Raw genomic sequence first — 17,086 nt, 5'->3', positions numbered from 1 at the left:
GTGGTGCGGGAAAAGATTGTCACCGCCGTCTGTGAGGTCCTCTACATCGACGAGACCGATCTGTTCGACGGGGATGCCACGGATCTGCGAGACCTCGGACTGGACTCGGTACGGTTCGTCCTGCTGATGAAACAGCTTGGGGTGAACCGCGAATCCGAGGTGCCGGCGCGACTGGCGGAAGATCTGTCGATCGCGGGCTGGGTTCGGGAATTGACCGGAGGCCTGGGGTGATCACGCGAATCCCGTTGAGCAGATCGCAGCGGAACCTCTACAACGGGGTGCTGCAGGACAGTGATCCCGCGCTGTATCTGATCGGCAAGACCTACCGGTTCCATCCGCTGCCGCTGCCCGGGTTCTTGGCCGCCCTGCACGCCACGATCTCCGAAAATCCCGTGCAACTCTGCATTCTCGAATCCGCCGGCACCGATTATCCCGAACTGACACCGCGCCTGCGCACCGGTGACATCGTCCGGGTGCGGTCGGTCGATGACGCGGACACCGCCCGGTGCGCCGACGACATCACCCGCTCCTGGTCCTCGGGCATTGTGGACAAGCCACTAGTCCGCTACACCGTTTGGACCACGAACGACGGCCACGTGTCCGGTCTTGACGCCCACACCCATCACATCCTGCTCGACGGTGGCGCCACCGGGATCATCGAGAATGACCTGGCTCGGCATCTGGCGGACGCCGGTAGTGAAAACGCCAGCGTTACCGAGGGTTTGACCAGACTGGCGGCGGCCCACCGACGTGAGGCGGCCAAGGTTGACGAGGCGCTGCAACGCGTCGGGCCTGTGGTGCAACGTGAGCTCACCGACGATGCGCGCCGCGGCCTGCACAATTCCGGCTCGGATGAACCGCACGGGGCGGCCGCCAAGGGTGTCCTGCGTGAGTCAGTCACCCTGTCCGGCAACGCCTTTGCCGCTATCCGAGCTCTCTCAGAGGACAAGCAGGTCCCGCTCAACGTGCTGGTGGCCGCGGCGGCCGTCGGGGTGTTTTCCAGCCTCCGGCAGAGCACCGACAACCTACTGGTACACGCGGTGGATAACCGGTTCGGTGATCCGGAACTGGATGTTGCGACCTGTCTGGTCAACTCCGTCGCGCACCCGGTCCGATTCTCCCCGTTCGCCTCGGTAGCCGATCTCGTCAACACGCTCGACCGAGGCTACGTCAGGGCCGTCCGGCGGCGGTGGCTTCGTGAAGAGCATTTCCGCCGTATGTATTTCGCGATCAACCGGACCACACAGGTAGAGACGTTGACCCTCAATTTCATCCGCGGGGCGTGTGCGCCCAGCCTGCGCCGGTACCTGTCCGAAACGCCGATCGCCACGGATATCGGTCCGGTCGAGGGTATGACCGTGGCCAGTGTGCTGGACGAGAACGAAGGCATGCTGCGGGTGGCCATCTGGGACAGGGCGGATCGGTCCGCGGACAAGGCATATCGCGGCGTCGCCGCACGCATCGGCGACGCGCTGGAGTCAATGGCGGCGTCGTGGGAACAGCCGATTGCCACGGTGGTCGACGAGTGGTTGCGCATCGACCCGGACGGGGCCTACCGCCGCAGCGGGGCGGCGTTCCGGCCCGAACCGCCGGCCGTACCGGCCTGGTTTCTGAACTCGCCGGCAGGTGCCCGCGGGATATTGGCCAGTCGCCCTGATGTGCAGGCCTGGCTCGCCTGGCTGGTCCGCAACGGTGTGGTGCCCGGCGACATCGTGGTCTGCTGCGACGACGACACGGACCGGACCATCGACCTGCTGATCGCGTGCCACCTCGCCGGTTGCGGATACAGCGTCTGCAACAGCGGAGACGAGATGCCGTTGCGGGCCAGCGCGATTGCCGAGCACATCGACGATATCTCGGTGCACGTGGTCGAAATCGCCGCGGCAACGTTGACCGCGGCGACCGCCGACGAGAACGACCGCGAGCTTGTCGACGGACGTGTCGAGCTGGTGGCAAGGGATGCCCGGTTGTCGGCCAGGACCGCCTACGTCATGCCAACCTCCGGGACCACCGGGACACCCAAGCTCGTCCACGTCACCCATGGGTCGCTGGCGCTGTTCTGCGCCGCGGTCGCACGGGCATACGGATGGGGCACAGCGGACCGCATCCTGCAATGCGCCCCACTGACATCCGACATCAGCGTCGAAGAGATCTTCGGCGCGGCGGCCTGCGGAGCGCAGCTACGCCGGACCGCAGCCATGAAGTCCGGTGACATTACCGCGCTGGCAGCCGACATAGCCGCCGAGAACGTGACCGTAGTCGACCTGCCGACTGCCGTATGGCAGCTACTGTCCGAGGACCGCGAGGTGGTCGACATCATCCGCCGCTCGAGCGTGCGGCAGATCGTGATCGGCGGGGAAGCCGTACGCCCGCGCGCCGTCGACAAATGGGTCGCGGCACCGGGCGAGCGAGAGATCTCGCTCGTTTCCAGCTATGGCCCGACGGAAACCACCGTGGTGTCCAGCTATCTGCCTATCACCGCTGCCACCGGCGACCCCGCCCGGCGCCGGGTGGGCCGGCCGCTGGTGGCTGAGTCAATGTTCGTCGCGTTCGGTGAGATCGTCATTGTCGGTGACCTGGTCGCAACGGGCTATCTCGGCATTGACGGCGGCGGCTTCGGCACCGTGACCGCCGTGGACGGTTCGCGGTATCGGGCGTTCGCCACCGCTGACCGGGTGACCGCCGACGATGAGGGTCATCCGGTCTTCGCCGGACGAAAAGACGCGCTGGTCAAGATCTCCGGTAAGCGGGTCGATATCGCCGACGTGAGCCGACGCATCACCGAGGATCCCGCGGTATCCGATGTCGCCGTCGAATTGTGCGACGGAAGACTCGGGGTGTGGTTCCAGACGCAGCGAAGCCGCACAGACGGTGCGGACACCGCCACGGCCGCACGCATCCGCTGTGTCCTGACGAGACTGGGGGTGCCTTCGTTTTTCGTCGTCGCCGTGCCGAACATCCCCCGCAAGCCCAGCGGCAAGGTAGACAGCGCGAAGCTGCGGATGTTGCCGGGCTCGGCGGATGCCCTGCCGGGCGCGGCCCATGCCGATTCCGGCGCGGCCGGACTCGCTCAGATCTGGAGCCGTCACCTGGGCGCCGATCTGGCGGCGGACTCGTCGTTACTCGACGCCGGCGTCGGTTCGCTGGATTTGATCCGGATCCTGCCCGACACGCGCAGATACCTGAACCGGCACCTCACCATCCTGGATCTGATCAGCGCCGACACGGCCGCCAACCTGGCACGGATGCTGCCCGCCGGCGAGTGGATGGACGGCGCGACCGCGGCCGAGATAGCGGACGACCTCGCGGCGGCATACCCACCGGAACACCCAAAAGCGTTGAGCGACAATGCCAAACGGGACACCATCCTGGTACTCGGGGCATCCGGGATTCTCGGCACCGGATTCGCGCGGGCGGTTCTCGACCTGAAACAGTCCGGGACGCCGTGTCCTGACGTGGTCTTCGCCACCAGGTCCGAGCTGCCCGAGCACGCACCGTGGACCGATCTGCAACGCATCGACGGCGTGTGGACCCGGCGTCTGAGCGCCGAACCCGGCCCTGAGGAACTCGACACGCTGATCCGCGACACCGGCGCTCGAACCGTCGTGAACTGCGTCGGGAACACCAACGTGGTCGTGCCCTACCGCGATCTCCGACCGGCGAACGTCAACTTTGTTCGCGTGCTGGTGGATTCGTGCGTTCAGCATGGCGCCAGACTGGTGCATCTGTCCACCTACGTCGTCAATGCACAGGTTGACGCGACGGTGGTCACCGACCCCGGCACGTCGCCCTACCCGTACGCGGCGTCCAAGTCGCTGGCGGAACTGGTGGTGTCGGCCGCACCGAGCACACTCGATTACACCATCGTGCGACTGCCGAGGGTGCTGGGGATTGACCGGCAATTAGCCACCAGCGCCGACATTTTGGTCTCCCTGATCGACGCCTGTGTGACTCTGGGCGCCTATCCCGCGGTGAACCTGACAGAAGAGCTCACCACCGGACACGCCGCCGCCCACGCGATCCTGGGATTGGTTCCGGAGCTGGGTGGGCCGGCTGCGCTGGGTCGCGGCATCACCGTGGTGACGGGGGAGCGGGTGGCCTACGCCGGGCTGCTCACCGAATTCGGTTGTGCGGAAACCGAGGTCGTGCAATGGAAGAACCGTCTGGACGAAAGCGACTGGGCCGTAGCCAATCCACGGCGATGGTCGGTGCTGGACGCCTGGGTGAGTTTGGGCATGCGGCTTGGTGGCCGCTCCTACGGGGAGTACCTGGCCGATTTCCCGACGGTTGCGCTGAATGTCGAACGTGTTGCTGAAGTCGCCGCGGCACCAGAGGGGTTGCGGCCGCTGCTTCAGGACGCAGTCACAGCCCCAGTTGCTTGACCAGCTTCTTGGGTGCGACGAGGCTGTAGGAGGTCAGGATCCACTCCTCGATCTCCCGCCAGCGCTCGGCCGAAACCCTGCGCCCGAGCCGGATTGACACCCAACCGTGCCGACCGAGGCCGTAGCCCGTAGGTTCCGCGTCGGCGTCGGTGGCAACGACTGCCGCGGCCTCTTCCTGGGAGAGCTTGACGGTGATGCTGCTCGCGTCCGGTGAGCTGAAGACGAAGTTCTTGCCGCGCACCCGGAAGGTCGGCTCAGAACCCCACGCCTCGATGTCGACCCGGGTGGCCTCCGGGAGGCGAGCGACGATGGCCTCCAGCTTCGGCATGTTGGACACAGCTGGCCTACCGCTGATCGCTGGAGACCAGGGAACGGTCCGGCGGGTTGGGCTCCACCGGTACCCGCGGCCGGGCGGGCCGCGACCGGACATTGATCGGCCACCAGAACCAGCGACCGAGCAGCGCGGCGATCGAAGGCGTCATCAGCGCGCGCACGATCAACGTGTCGAACAGCAGCCCCAGTCCGATGGTGGTGCCCACCTGTCCGATCATCCGCGCGTCACCCACGATCATGGCGCCCATCGTGAAGGCGAACACCAATCCCGCGTTGGTGACCACCTTTCCGGTGCCGCCCATGGACCGGATGATCCCGGTGTTGAGTCCGGCGTGGATCTCCTGTTTGAACCGCGAGACCAACAGCAGGTTGTAGTCCGACCCCACCGCCAGCAGCACGATCACCGACATGGCGATCACCAACCAGTGCAACGGGATACCGAGAATGTGCTGCCACATCAGCACGGACAGCCCGAACGAAGCACCCAGCGAGATCGCGACCGTCCCCACAATCACCGCGGCGGCGATGAACGCGCGGGTGAGGATCAACATGATGATGAAAATCAGACAGAGCGACGAGATCCCGGCGATCACCAGGTCCCACTTGGCGCCCTCGGAGATGTCTTTGAAGACGGCGCCCATGCCGGCCACGTAGATCTTGGCGTCCTCTAACGGTGTGCCCTTGAGCGACTCCTCCGCCGCGGTGTGCAACTTGTCGATACTGGCGATGCCGTCCTCGGAGGCCGGGTCGCTGCGATGCAGCACGATGAACCGCGCCGCGTGCCCGTCCGAGGACAGGAACGAATTCATCGCACGCTGAAAGTCCTTGTTCTTGAACACTTCTGGGGGAAGGTAGAACGAATCGTCGTTCTTCGCGGCATCGAAGGCCTTGCCCATGGCGTTGGCGTTCTCGCTCATCTCGGCCATCTGGTCGAAGATGCCCGACATGGTGCTGTGCATGGTCAGCATCGAGACCCGCATGCTTTCCATCGTCTCGATCATCGGAGGGAAGGTGGACAGCATCTGCGGCATCAACCGGTCCAGGTTCTTGATGTCGCCGACCAGCACGTCAAGGCGCTCGTCGATCGCGTCCAGCCCGTCCAGGCCGTCGAAGATCGACCGCAATGACCAGCAGGCCGGGATGTCGTAACAGTGTTTCTCCCAATAGAAATAACTGCGCACCGGGCGCCAGAAGTCATCGAAATCCGCGATGTGGTCGCGCAACTCGTTGGTGATCTCCTGCATCTCGACCGTGTCGATGACCATGCGGTGGGTCTGGTCGGCGAGCTGGGTCATCAGGCCGTACATGCGCTGCATGAGCGAAATCGTCTTGGCCATCTCGTCGGCCTGCTTGCGCATGTCGTCCATCCGGTCCCGCTGGTACTTCATCGTCTGTACCTGCCCAGCGTTGGACATGCTGACCTGGAACGGAATCGTGGTGTGCTCCATGGCCAATCCGTCGGGGCGGGTGATGGCCTGGACTCGCGAGATCCCCGGCACCCGGAAGAGGCCCTTGGCCAGCTTGTCCAGCACCAAAAAGTCCGCCGGGTTGCGCATGTCGTGATCCGACTCGATCATCACGATCTCGGGCTTCATCCGGGCCTGGGAGAAGTGCCGGTTCGCTGCCGCGAATCCTTCATTGGCGGGGATGAAGCTGGGCAGGTACGCCTGGTCGTCGTAGCTGGGTTTGTATCCGGGCAACGTCAGCAACCCGACCATGGCGACGGCGAAGGTGGCGGCCAGCACGGGCAGCGGCCAGCGGACCACCACGGTGCCGACCCGGCGCCAGCCGCGCACCGCCAGGAAGCGCTTGGGATCGAAGAACCCGAACCGGCCTCCGACGATCAGAACGGCGGGACCCAGGGTCAACGCCACGACGACCGCGGTCAGCATTCCCACCGCGCAGGGCACACCGAGGGTCTGGAAGTAGGGCATTCGGGTGAAGCTCAGACAGAACGTCGCACCGGCGATGGTCAAACCGGAGCCCAAAATGACGTGCGCTGTCCCTCGGTACATGGTGTAGAAGGCCGACTCGCGGTCCTCACCGGCCTGGCGGGCCTCCTGATAGCGACCGATGATGAAGATCCCGTAGTCGGTCCCGGCCGCGATCGCCAGCGAAGTGAGCAGGCTGACGGCAAAGGTGGACAGCCCGATGAGCTCGTTGTGACCGAGCAGTGCGACTATCCCGCGCGCCGCCGAGAGCTGTACACCGACCGTGACCAGTAGCAGGAACACGGTGATGGGCGACCGGTAGACGAACAGCAGCATCACCAGGATCACCGCGACCGTGGTCAGGGTGACTTTCGCCATGGATTTGTCGCCGCTGTCATGCAGGTCCGCAGCCAGTGCCGCGCCGCCGGTCACGTAGGCCTTGATTCCAGGTGGTGCGGGAGTGCCGTCGACGATCTTGCGCACGGCGGCGACGGATTCGTTGGCCAGCAGCTCGCCCTGGTTGCCGGCCAGGTTGACCTGGACGGTCACCGCCTTGCCGTCGCTGCTCTGGGCGCCCGCCGCGGTCAGTGGGTCGCCCCAGAAATCCTGGATGCTGAGCACATGCGTCTTATCGGCACGCAGCTTGCGGATCAGCAAGTCGTAGTACCGGTGCGCGTCATCGCCCAGCGGCTTGTCGCCCTCCAAGACGACCATCGCCACACTGTCGGTCTCGCCTTCCTTGAAGACGTGGCCGATGCGGTTCAGGGCAATCAGCGACGGCGCGTCCTTCGGACTCAGCGACACCGATCGCTCCTGCCCGACTATCTCCAGCGAGGGGACGAACACGCTGAGCACGACGACCACGGCGATCCAGAACAGGATGATCGGCACCGCGAGGGCGTGGATCGTCCTGGCGATGAGCGGCCGCTCGGCATGGCCGGGATGAGCTGAACCCGTCGCCGCCCCGTCGACGGGTTGCTGGGTCTGCACTGACATCTCCTTTGCGGCCTGCCACCGCGGCCCAATCTACTGAGCGTCTGCGCAGTTAGTCGATGGAAGGGCGGAAACGTTACACCCTCAGCCCTGCAGCAGCAGCGCGCCGAACATGATCGCCGTACCCGCGGCCATCATGGCCTGCAGGGCGGCGCCGAGAGTGGTGCGCCACCGCCGCGACCGCCGCCGCCGGGCTACGCGCCGTTGCGCGACATACCGATACCCCCACACCGCGGCGGCGACGACGAACAGCAGCGCCCACCCCCAGTTGCCGACATCGACCCAGCCCGGCCAATCGTCGGCCGGCGCGGCGGCGGGCGTCATGCCCGGGGTCATGCCGGGGTTCATGTCGGGGGTCATCTCGATGTCCGGCATCGGCTGGTCCGGCGGCATCTCATGGTGGTGGTGGTGGTGCTGGTGCCCGGCACCCAGCCCCTCGGGCAGCGGCTGATGATGAACAACGGCATACATCCACGCCATCGCCAGCATCTTCAGGGCGTGATAGCCACGCAGCAGTCGCATGCCGCCCATGCGGGTGGCGAGAACCGCCATGATCACGAACCACAGGGCTGCCGCCAGGAAGAAGGCCTCGGCGGGTGTCGGCGGCAGCCCCAGTCCCTGCGGCCAGGCCATCACCGCCATCGCGATCGCCATGGTGAGGTGCAGCCCGTAGCTGACCACCGAAGTCCAGGACCGGCGGTCGACGACTAGCACGAACCCCACGGCGCTCAGCAGGAACAGGCCGGTGACTGCCCACCGCAGCGGCAGATCATCAATCACAGTCACCGAACACTAGGCGCTCCAGGCGACAGGTGGCTACGACGCACGGTCGTAAGCTGCAGGGGTGGGGACTGATGGGCCGAGCGCGCAGGTGACGCCGGCCGCCCGAGTGGACCGGTCGCGTTCGGCGCGGACGGCGGCGCTGGCGGCCGGGTCCGCCGTGCTCGCCGGCGCCGGTCAGTGCATATGGGTTGGCATCGGGAACTCGTCGCTACGCCGAGTCCGGCAACCCGTATCCCGGTGCTTTCATCAGCGCCGCCGCGCCGGTGGGGTACTTCGTCGCGTCGCTGCTGGGTGCGGTGTGCCTGGGCGCCCTGCTGCTGGTCGTGATGACGTCGCGGCCGGAACCGGACGGGCTGATCGATGCGGCCGCGTTCCGGATCCATCTGGTGGCTGAGCGTGTTTCGCTGGTGTGGCCGGTGGCTGCGGCGGTGATGGTGGTGATCCAGTGCGCCCACGACGTCGGTGTGAGTGCCGGTGCGTTGTTGAGCAGCGGGAAGCTGTTCGACGCCGTCTCTGTTTCCGAGACAGGCCGCGCATGGATCGTCGTTACGGTCCTGGCGGTGCCGGTTGCGGTGACGCTGCGCTTCAGCACGCGCTGGCTCGGGCACGCGGTCCTGCTCATCCCCACCCTGCTCGCCGTCGCCGCGCCCGCGGTGACCGGCAATGCGGGCCAGGGGCCCGATCATGACTACTCGACCAGCGCGGTAATCGTGTTCGCGGTTGCGGTGGCCGCCCTGACCGGCCTCAAGACGGTTGCCGCGATGACCGCGACGGCACCGACCCGCGCGGTGCAGGTGCTGCAGGTGGTCTGCGGCGCGCTGGCGGCCTGCTACGGCGCGATCCTGTTGTACCTGCTGACTCCGGGATCCGGATCGGCCTTCGGATCGGATTTCGCCCGGCTGGGTTTGGCCGCGGGCGCGCTGGTGGCGGCGGTGTGGCTGACCGACTGCTGGGGGTTGTTCGTGAGGCCGGTGCGCTCCGGCACCGTCGGCGTGATTGCTGCGCTGGCAACAATCGCGGTCATGGCGGCTACCGCCGCGACGACCGTGCAGGCCGCCCCGCGGTTCCTCACGCACCGGTACACCGGCTGGGACGTGTTCCTCGGTTACCAGCTTCCGGATCCGCCGACTATCGGGACCGTGCTGACGTTGTGGCGGTTCGACAGCCTGCTCGGCACCGCCGGCCTGGTTCTCGCGATCCTGTACACGGCGGGTTACGTAAAGCTGCGGCGCAACGGCAACCCCTGGCCGGCCGGCAGGCTGGTGGCCTGGCTGATCGGTTGCGCCGCACTGGTATTCACCAGCAGCTCCGGCATCCGCGCCTACGGGTCGGCGATGTTCAGCGTCCACATGGCCGAGCACATGACGTTGAACATGTTCATCCCGGTGCTGCTGGTGCTGGGCGGCCCGGTCACGCTGGCGCTGCGGGTGCTTCCGGCCGCCGCCGAAGGACAGCCGCCGGGTCCGCGGGAATGGCTGACCTGGCTACTGCACTCGCGAGTCACCGCTTTCCTGTCGAACCCCATCATCGCGTTCGTGCTGTTTGTTGGGTCGCCGTACATCGTCTACTTCACGCCGCTGTTCGACACATTGGTCCGCTACCACTGGGGCCATGAATTCATGGCGGTGCACTTCCTGCTCGTCGGATACCTGTTCTACTGGGCGATCATCGGGATCGATCCGGGGCCGCGCCGCCTGCCCTATCCGGGGCGGATCGGATTGTTGTTCGCGGTCATGCCTTTTCACGCCTTCTTCGGCATCGCGTTGATGACGATGGCATCGCCGGTGGGCGCCACGTTCTACCGCTCGGTCGACCTGCCGTGGCTGTCCAGCATCATCGACGACCAGCATCTCGGTGGCGGAATCGCTTGGAGCCTCACCGAAGTGCCGATCATTATCGTCATCGTGGCGTTGGTGTCGCAGTGGGCGCGTCAGGACCGCAAGGTGGCATCGCGCAGTGACCGGCACGCCGACAGCGACTATGCCGACGACGAACTCGCGGCCTACAACGCGATGCTGCAGGAGCTCTCAAAGATGCGACGGTAGGGCCTACATCGGGCCCAAGTCACGCCAGCACGTTGAAGTTGCCCTCACCCTTCAGGGCCGCCTGCACCTGCTCCGGGCTGAGCTCGGCACTGGACGAAACATGTACCGCCGAGGCGCCTTCGGTGTTCAGCTCGATGCGCACCGCGCTCACCGGCCGCAATGCTGTCAATGCGGTGGTGATGGTGTCCACGCACCCCTGGCAGTGCAGTCCGTCGACCGAGAATGTCTGTTCAGCCATGCAAAATATCCTACTGAGGTCCAAAGTTACGCAGTCGCAGGCTGTTTGAGACGACGAAGAACGACGAGAACGCCATCGCCGCACCGGCGATCAACGGGTTGAGCAGACCCGCGGCGGCCACCGGTATGGCGGCCACGTTGTAGCCGAACGCCCAGATCATGTTCATCCGGATGGTGCGCATCGTCGCACGCGCCAAATCCAGCGACTGGGGAACGATGGCGAGATCGTCGCGCACCAGGATGATGTCGGCGGCACCGATCGCGACGTCGGTTCCGCGGCCGATGGCCAATCCCAAATCGGAACAGGCCAATGCGGGGCCGTCGTTGATGCCGTCGCCCACCATCGCGACCGTCCGGCCTTCCCCGCGCAGCCGTTGGATCACCTGGACTTTGCCCTCGGGCAGGACGTCGGCGACGACGGTTCCGATGCCCACCCGCGCCGCGACGGCGTCCGCCGCCGCCCGGTTGTCGCCGGTGAGCAGCACCGTGTGCAGCCCGCGCCGATGCAGCGCGGCCACCGCATCGGCGGCGGAGTCCTTGACCGTGTCGGCAATGGCGATCGCCGCGCAGGGCGCACCATCGACGGCCACGAAAACTACTGTTTCCCCACGACTCTCGCCCTCGAGTCGCGCCGCGTCGAGCACCGGATCGGCCGGTGCCGTCCGGATGATCCAGGACGGCTTGCCCACCTCGATGCGGCGTCCGTCGACCAGTCCCGAAACACCGCAGCCCGCGACCGCAGCGAAGTCGTCGACCGGGGCGGAGTCGGGCGCGGCTGCCACGATCGCCGTCGCGACGGCATGTTCGGAAGCAGCCTCCACGGCGGCGGCCCAGGCCAGGACGTCGTCGGCGGAGCGCCCGCCGGCCGTCGTCACGCTGCTGACCGTCAGCTGCCCGACGGTCAGCGTGCCGGTCTTGTCGAACACCACGGTGTCGATGCCGTGCACGGTTTCCAGCGCGCGGTAACCCTTGATGAAGATGCCCAGCTGTGCCCCGCGTCCGGAAGCGACCATCATCGCCGTCGGAGTGGCCAGGCCCAGCGCGCACGGGCAGGCGATCACCAACACCCCGAGCGTCACCGAGAAGGCGCGTTCGGCCCCGGCGCCGCCGATCAGCCAGGCCGCGCCGGCAAGCAGCGCGATGGCGAACACGGTCGGCACGAACACCGCCGATATGCGGTCGGCGAGGCGCTGGGCCCGTGCCTTCTGCGCCTGGGCCTCCTCGACCAGTCGCACCATCGCCGCGAACTGGGTGTCGGCACCCACCGCGGTGGCCTCGATCAGCAGCCGGCCGTCGAGTACGACGGTGCCGCCCACCACGGCGGCGCCCGGATGTGCCCGCACCGGTTTGGCCTCACCGGTCATGGTGCTCGTGTCGATCGCCGCGGTTCCTTCGACGATGACGCCGTCCGCGGCGATCGTCTCGCCGGGCCGGGTGACGAAGCGCTGGCGCTTCTTGAGCTCGCCGGCCGGTATCACCAGCTCCGCGCCGTCGGGCAGTAGCACGGTGACGCTCTTCGCGCCGAGCGCCGCCAGGGCGCGCAGTGCCCCGCCGGCTTTGGACTTGGCCCGGGCCTCGAAGTAACGGCCGGCCAGCACGAAGACAGTGACACCCGCCGCCACCTCGAGGTAGATCGCGTCGCTGTGCAGAATCGCCTGCCAGACACCCGTGGTCTCGCGCGGTTGCTTTGGAAAGAACACCGTCGCCAGCGACCACCCGGTGGCCGCGGTGACGCCGACCGAGATCAGGGTCTCCATCGAGGCCGTGTGGTGGCGGGCATTGCGCAGTCCGACCGAGTGGAAGGGCCACGCGGCCCACGTCACGATCGGCGCCGCTAGCGCGGCCAGCACGTAGCCCCAGCCGGGGAATCGGGCTTCCGGCACGATCGCCAACATGCTGGACAGGTCCGCCAGCGGTACGAACAGCACCGCCGCGACCAGCAATCTGCGCAGCAGGCTGCGGGCGTGCTGCGCATCAGGGTCGCGGGCCGGGGTTGCCCCGGGCGTCGATTCGGTGTGCGGGGTCGCCCGGTAGCCGGCCTTGGCCACCGCGTCGCACAGGTCTTCGTCGGCGACGTCGACGGCATCGATGGTCGCGACGCGGGTGGCGAAGTTCACCGACGCCCGGACCCCCGGCACCTTGTTGAGTCTGGTTTCGACCCGGCTGGCGCACGCCGCGCACGACATGCCGGAAACGTCGAGCCGGACTCGCCGCACCTCGCCGATGCCGGAGTCCTGCACAAGCGGGGTCGCCACAGCACTCCTCCGGTCGGCAAGTTGGATACCGCCAGCGTACAAGCGGTGTCAGGACCGGACAGTCGCGTGTTCGCGCACCAGGGCGCACAGCTGCCACTGGCCGGGGACGCCCTTGAGTTCACGTTCGCCGCGACTGGAGAACCGGTGCCGGGAACCGGTGACGATGTCGCGCACCGTCGAGGACACCAGCACCTCGCTGGGACCTGCGAGTGCCGCGACGCGCGCGGCGATGTGCACGGCCATGCCGGCCACGTCTTCTTTCTGGACACCGCGCACTTCGACCTCGCCGGCGTGGATGCCAACCCGGATCTCGATTCCGAGTACCCGAACGGCGTCGACCAGAGCGTCGCAGCAGGCCAACGACGCGCTCGGGCTGGAGAACGTCGCCACGAAACCGTCCCCGGCGGTGTTGACTTCCCGGCCACCGAAGCGCTGGATCTCGTGGCGCACGATGCTGTCGTGATTGTCCAGCAGGTCGCGCCACCGGTTGTCACCGAGCTGGGCCGCCCGTTCGGTGGAGCCGACGATATCGGTGAACACGATGGTGGTGAGTACCCGCTCGGCGTCACCGCTGCCACGGACGCCGGTGACGAACTCTTCGATCTCGTCAAGCATCGGGCCGGTGTCGCCGACCCAATACAACGTGTCCTCGCCGGGCAGTTCGACCAGTCGCGAACCGGCGATGTGTTCTTCGAGGTACTGCCCGTGCTCGATCGGGCTGAACTTGCGGTTGTCGCGATGAAGGATCAGGGTCGGCGCGCTGACGCGGGCCAGGGTGTCGCGCACGTCCGCCTGGCGCACGGCGGTGATGATCGCGCGGGCCATGCTCGGCGAGGCCGCCCGATTGCCGGCCATGTCCCACCAGGTGCGGAAGGCATTGTCGTTCGCGACGCTGGGAGCGATGATGCTGAGGATGTCGAAGCCCCGCTCGACCGCGTCGGGCTCGATCGCGATAGTCGTGTAGGGGTCCGCTTCGCCGATTTCGTGCCCGATCGGGTAGTCGGGCGCGCGCAGCGTGCGGGCCCCACCGTTGACGATGACCAGGCTGGCCACCCGCTCCGGGTAGTCGGCGGCCACCACCAGCGCGGTCATCGCGGTGAAGCCCGGGGCAAGGATCGTCGCACGCTCACACCCGACGGCGTTCATCACGGCGATCGCGTCCTTGGCCCAGTACCGGGGACCGATCATGTCGGTGGAGACCCGCGAGGACAGCCCGATCCCGCGCTGGTCGTAGCGGATCACCCGGGCGAACGACGCCAGGCGCCGGTGGAAGCGGTACATCGACGGTTCTGAGTCGACGGTGTCGATCGGGATGGACGGGCCGGGCAGCACCAGCAAATCGATCGGACCTTCGCCGAACACTTGATAAGCGATATCGACCTCGCCGCAGGTGGCATAGCGAGTCCGAATGTTCCAGGGCACCTGGGCCACGGTTACATGCTAGTCAGCCATCACCTGCGATAGCGGCCGGCATGTGCCGCAACCGTCAGGCCGTGTCCGGGCCGGGTGGTGTTCGGGATGAGGGTCCCGGACACCGCCTCAGGCACCCCGTCGAACAAGAGCGGTTCCAGCCGGACATGGTCGACGAAATACTCGACGTGGCGAAGATTGGGGATGGCCGCTGCGACCGAGGCGTGCAGTGCTGGCGCGCAGTGGGCGGACACTTGCAGATTGCGCGAAGCGGCTATTGCTGCCGCGGCCAGCCAACCGGTGAATCCCCCGCATCGCGTGGCGTCCAGCTGCAAACAATCCACCGACGGCGTAAGCAGGCGGGCTTCGTACAGATCGGACACGTACTCGCCGGCGGCGATGTCGCAATTCAGGGTGCGCCGCAGGACACTGAGCCCGTCCAGGTCGTCGCTGCTGACCGGTTCTTCGAACCAGACGACGCCGAGTTCGTCGAGCGCGGCACCGACTCGGCGGGCCTGCCCCACCGAGTAGCCGCCGTTGGCGTCGACCATCAAGGCCACGCCGTCACCCGCGAGGTCCCGTAATTGGCGAACCCGCTCGAGATCCCGCCGGCCGTTGGCACCCCAGTCCTGTCCGATCTTGATTTTCATCGCGGTGCATCCCGCGGCAAGCCAGGCGGCCACCTGCTCACCAAGCTCCGCTTCGTTCAGCGTGGTGAAACCACCGGAACCGTAGATCGGCACCGTCGCGCGGCTCTGACCCAACAGCGTGGACAGCGGTTCGTCGCGCAGTCGTGCCTTGAGGTCCCAAAGAGCTACGTCGACCGCGCTGAGGGCCTGCATGATCAGGCCGCGGGTGCCGAAGTTGCGGCAGCTGCGACGCATCGCGTCCCAGGCGCCGGCGACGTCATCGGGGTCGCGTCCGATCACCACTTCCGAAAGCTCCTCGGCGACAACGGCGGCCGCCGCCGGGGAACTGTATGTCCAACCCAGTCCGGTGGTGTCGCCGGCGCACGCCTGCACGACGACGGCCGTGGTGGCGTCCCACTGGAATGTGCCATCGGCTTCGGGCCGGGGGGTTGGGACGGTGTAGACCTCGACGTCGACCGTGTCGACGGTGTCCACCGGACGGCTCATGCGAGGGACTCCTCACGCACCCCCGCTCGCGTCCGCGCGTGCTCATGCATGAGTTCGGCGGCGCGTGCGGCCAACGCCATGATGGTCAGCGCGGGGTTGGCGGAGCCCTGGGTGGGCAACGTGCTCCCGTCGACGACGTAGAGGCGCTCGACACCGAATACTCGGTGCTGCGCATCGACCACGCCGTCTTGTGGACGGGCGGCCATCCTGGCTCCGCCGACGAGGTGGGCATAGCGCTCGATCGAGATCACCTCTTGCGCACCGGCCGCACGCAGGATGTCCTCCATGATGTCGGTGGCGGCGCCGATGAGTTGTCGGTCGTTGTCGCACTGGGAGTAGGAGAAGTGAGCCACTTTGAGTCCGTGGCGGTCGGTTTCATCGGCCAGCGTGACCCGGTTGTGGGCTAGGGGGAGTAGCTCGCACAATGCGCCCAGGGTGGCCCAGTGCACGTAGTCCCGCATGTATTCGCGTAGCGTTGTGCCCCAATGACCCTGTGCGGCTACGTGTTCAGCCCAGGTGATGGGCAGCGGGCTGATGTTTTGGACGGACCAGCCACGCTTATAGGGCTTGGTCGGGTCGGTCTCGTAGAACGCTTCGGTGCTAACCTCCGGCGGCGGAGCTTTGTACATCCGAATCTCGTCGTCGAAGCGTCCGGCGACTTGGGGCGCACCCTGCACCATCAGGTAGCGGCCGAGTTGATCATGGTCGTTGCCCAGCCCGTGCGGGTAGCGGTTGGTGGCCGAAAGCAATAGCAACCGGGGGGTTTCGATCGAATAACCGGCGACCACCACCGCGGCGGCGCGTTGCCGGTGGACGACCCCGGCGTGGAAGTATTCGACGCCGGTGGCGCGACCGCTGCGGTCGTCGACGAGGACCCGGGACACGTGGCAGTCGGGCCGGATCTCGGCACCGTGAGCCAGCGCATCGGGGATGTGCGTGATCAGTGGGCTGGCCTTGGCGTTGACCTTGCAGCCCTGTATGCAGAATCCGCGGTAGATGCAGTGCGGCCGGTTACCGAATCGGCCGTTGGGAATAGCGACCGGACCCACCCGCGTGGGAATCCCCAGAGCGGCCGCGCCGCGCAGGAAGATCTGTCCGTTCCCACCGACCGGGTGCGGCCGGTGGGGATAGGTGTGCGGGTCACCCCAGGGCCAATCCTCCCCGGCAACAGGAAGTTCGGCTTCGATCTGCTCGTAGTAGGGGCGCAGCGTGGTGTATCCGATCGGCCAGTCGGCACCGACCCCGTCGGCGCTGTACGTATGAAAGTCCGACGGGTGAAACCGCGGGACGTAACCGGCAAAGTGCACCATCGAGCCGCCGACCCCGCGACCAGAGTTGTTCGAGCCCAACGGAACCGGGTCGGATCCGCCGATCTGTCGCGGTTCGGACCAGTACAGCACGTGCGACGCACGTTCGTCGCTGACCCAGTCGGTGTCGGGATCCCAGAACGGTCCGGCGTCCAGCACCACGGTGCGCCATCCCGCTCGGGCCAGGCGTTGCGCCAGAGTGCCGCCGCCGGCGCCGGCTCCGACGATCACGACGTCCACTTCGTCCTCTTCGGAGTAGCGCCGCATATCGGCG

The 17,086-nt window shown here is 66.9% G+C and carries 10 protein-coding genes and 1 pseudogene; 3 read left to right on the top strand and 8 right to left on the bottom strand.

The genetic code is table 11. The annotated features are described in order from the left end of the window. The first annotated feature begins 3 nt into the window (after positions 1–3). Positions 4–231 carry an acyl carrier protein gene (locus tag BN972_RS20100; protein WP_080697127.1) on the top strand — a complete coding sequence of 76 codons (228 nt, stop codon included), beginning with the start codon at positions 4–6 and terminating at the stop codon, positions 229–231. Further along, positions 231–4,382, top strand: a complete 4,152-nt coding sequence (locus tag BN972_RS20095) for an AMP-binding protein (protein WP_080697125.1) — start codon at positions 231–233, stop codon at positions 4,380–4,382. The genes BN972_RS20100 and BN972_RS20095 overlap by 1 nt, the downstream gene beginning before the upstream one ends. Here the strand turns inward: BN972_RS20095 and BN972_RS20090 are convergent. The 3 genes from BN972_RS20090 to BN972_RS20080 form a co-directional block, all read right to left on the bottom strand. Continuing rightward, positions 4,363–4,710 carry an MmcQ/YjbR family DNA-binding protein gene (locus BN972_RS20090; protein ID WP_036363482.1) on the bottom strand — a complete coding sequence of 116 codons (348 nt, stop codon included), beginning with the start codon at positions 4,708–4,710 and terminating at the stop codon, positions 4,363–4,365. The two genes, BN972_RS20095 and BN972_RS20090, sit on opposite strands and share 20 nt — an antisense overlap. Before the next feature lie 16 nt (positions 4,711–4,726). Continuing rightward, entirely contained in the window at positions 4,727–7,642 is a 2,916-nt protein-coding gene (locus BN972_RS20085) for an MMPL/RND family transporter (protein WP_051545687.1), read from the bottom strand. Between the two features lie 81 nt (positions 7,643–7,723). After that, positions 7,724–8,419, bottom strand: coding sequence for a DUF5134 domain-containing protein (locus BN972_RS20080; RefSeq protein WP_036361695.1), 696 nt, complete (start codon positions 8,417–8,419; stop codon positions 7,724–7,726). Positions 8,420–8,483: 64 nt separating this feature from the next. On the opposite strand from BN972_RS20080, the pseudogene BN972_RS20075 reads away from it, so the two are divergent. Beyond that, positions 8,484–10,467: pseudogene (locus BN972_RS20075) on the top strand (cytochrome c oxidase assembly protein). 19 nt (positions 10,468–10,486) lie between these two features. Here BN972_RS20075 and BN972_RS20070 read toward each other — a convergent pair. From BN972_RS20070 to BN972_RS20050, 5 genes are read right to left on the bottom strand one after another with little or no spacing between them, the layout of a single operon-like run. Next, a complete protein-coding gene (locus tag BN972_RS20070) occupies positions 10,487–10,705 on the bottom strand; it encodes a heavy-metal-associated domain-containing protein (protein ID WP_036361693.1) in 219 nt (72 codons plus the stop codon). Positions 10,706–10,715: 10 nt separating this feature from the next. Further along, positions 10,716–12,959, bottom strand: a complete 2,244-nt coding sequence (locus BN972_RS20065) for a heavy metal translocating P-type ATPase (RefSeq protein ID WP_036361686.1) — start codon at positions 12,957–12,959, stop codon at positions 10,716–10,718. 48 nt (positions 12,960–13,007) lie between these two features. Further along, positions 13,008–14,390 (bottom strand): adenylate/guanylate cyclase domain-containing protein, encoded by a 1,383-nt coding sequence (locus tag BN972_RS20060; RefSeq protein ID WP_036361684.1) that lies wholly within the window; start codon positions 14,388–14,390, stop codon positions 13,008–13,010. A gap of 20 nt (positions 14,391–14,410) precedes the next feature. Continuing rightward, the gene (locus BN972_RS20055; RefSeq protein WP_036361682.1) at positions 14,411–15,505 is read right to left on the bottom strand and encodes an enolase C-terminal domain-like protein; all 1,095 of its coding nucleotides are present in this window, start codon (positions 15,503–15,505) and stop codon (positions 14,411–14,413) included. After that, the gene (locus BN972_RS20050) at positions 15,502–17,079 is read right to left on the bottom strand and encodes a GMC family oxidoreductase (RefSeq protein ID WP_235192561.1); all 1,578 of its coding nucleotides are present in this window, start codon (positions 17,077–17,079) and stop codon (positions 15,502–15,504) included. Before BN972_RS20050 ends, BN972_RS20055 begins: the two co-directional genes overlap by 4 nt. Between the last annotated feature and the right edge of the window lie 7 nt (positions 17,080–17,086).

The organism is Mycobacterium asiaticum DSM 44297 (genome assembly GCF_000613245.1).
In the GTDB taxonomy this organism is placed as follows: Bacteria; Actinomycetota; Actinomycetes; order Mycobacteriales; family Mycobacteriaceae; genus Mycobacterium; species Mycobacterium asiaticum.
Note: the sequence above shows the minus strand (reverse complement) of the source record. Positions and strands in the feature narration are given on the sequence as shown.

Coding starts and splice junctions, on each gene's coding strand:
- BN972_RS20085 (WP_051545687.1), bottom strand. CDS start 7,642: ATGTCAGTGCAGACCCAGCAACCCGTCGACGGGGCGGCGACGGGTTCA.
- BN972_RS20090 (WP_036363482.1), bottom strand. CDS start 4,710: ATGCCGAAGCTGGAGGCCATCGTCGCTCGCCTCCCGGAGGCCACCCGG.
- BN972_RS20050 (WP_235192561.1), bottom strand. CDS start 17,079: ATGCGGCGCTACTCCGAAGAGGACGAAGTGGACGTCGTGATCGTCGGA.
- BN972_RS20055 (WP_036361682.1), bottom strand. CDS start 15,505: ATGAGCCGTCCGGTGGACACCGTCGACACGGTCGACGTCGAGGTCTAC.
- BN972_RS20070 (WP_036361693.1), bottom strand. CDS start 10,705: ATGGCTGAACAGACATTCTCGGTCGACGGACTGCACTGCCAGGGGTGC.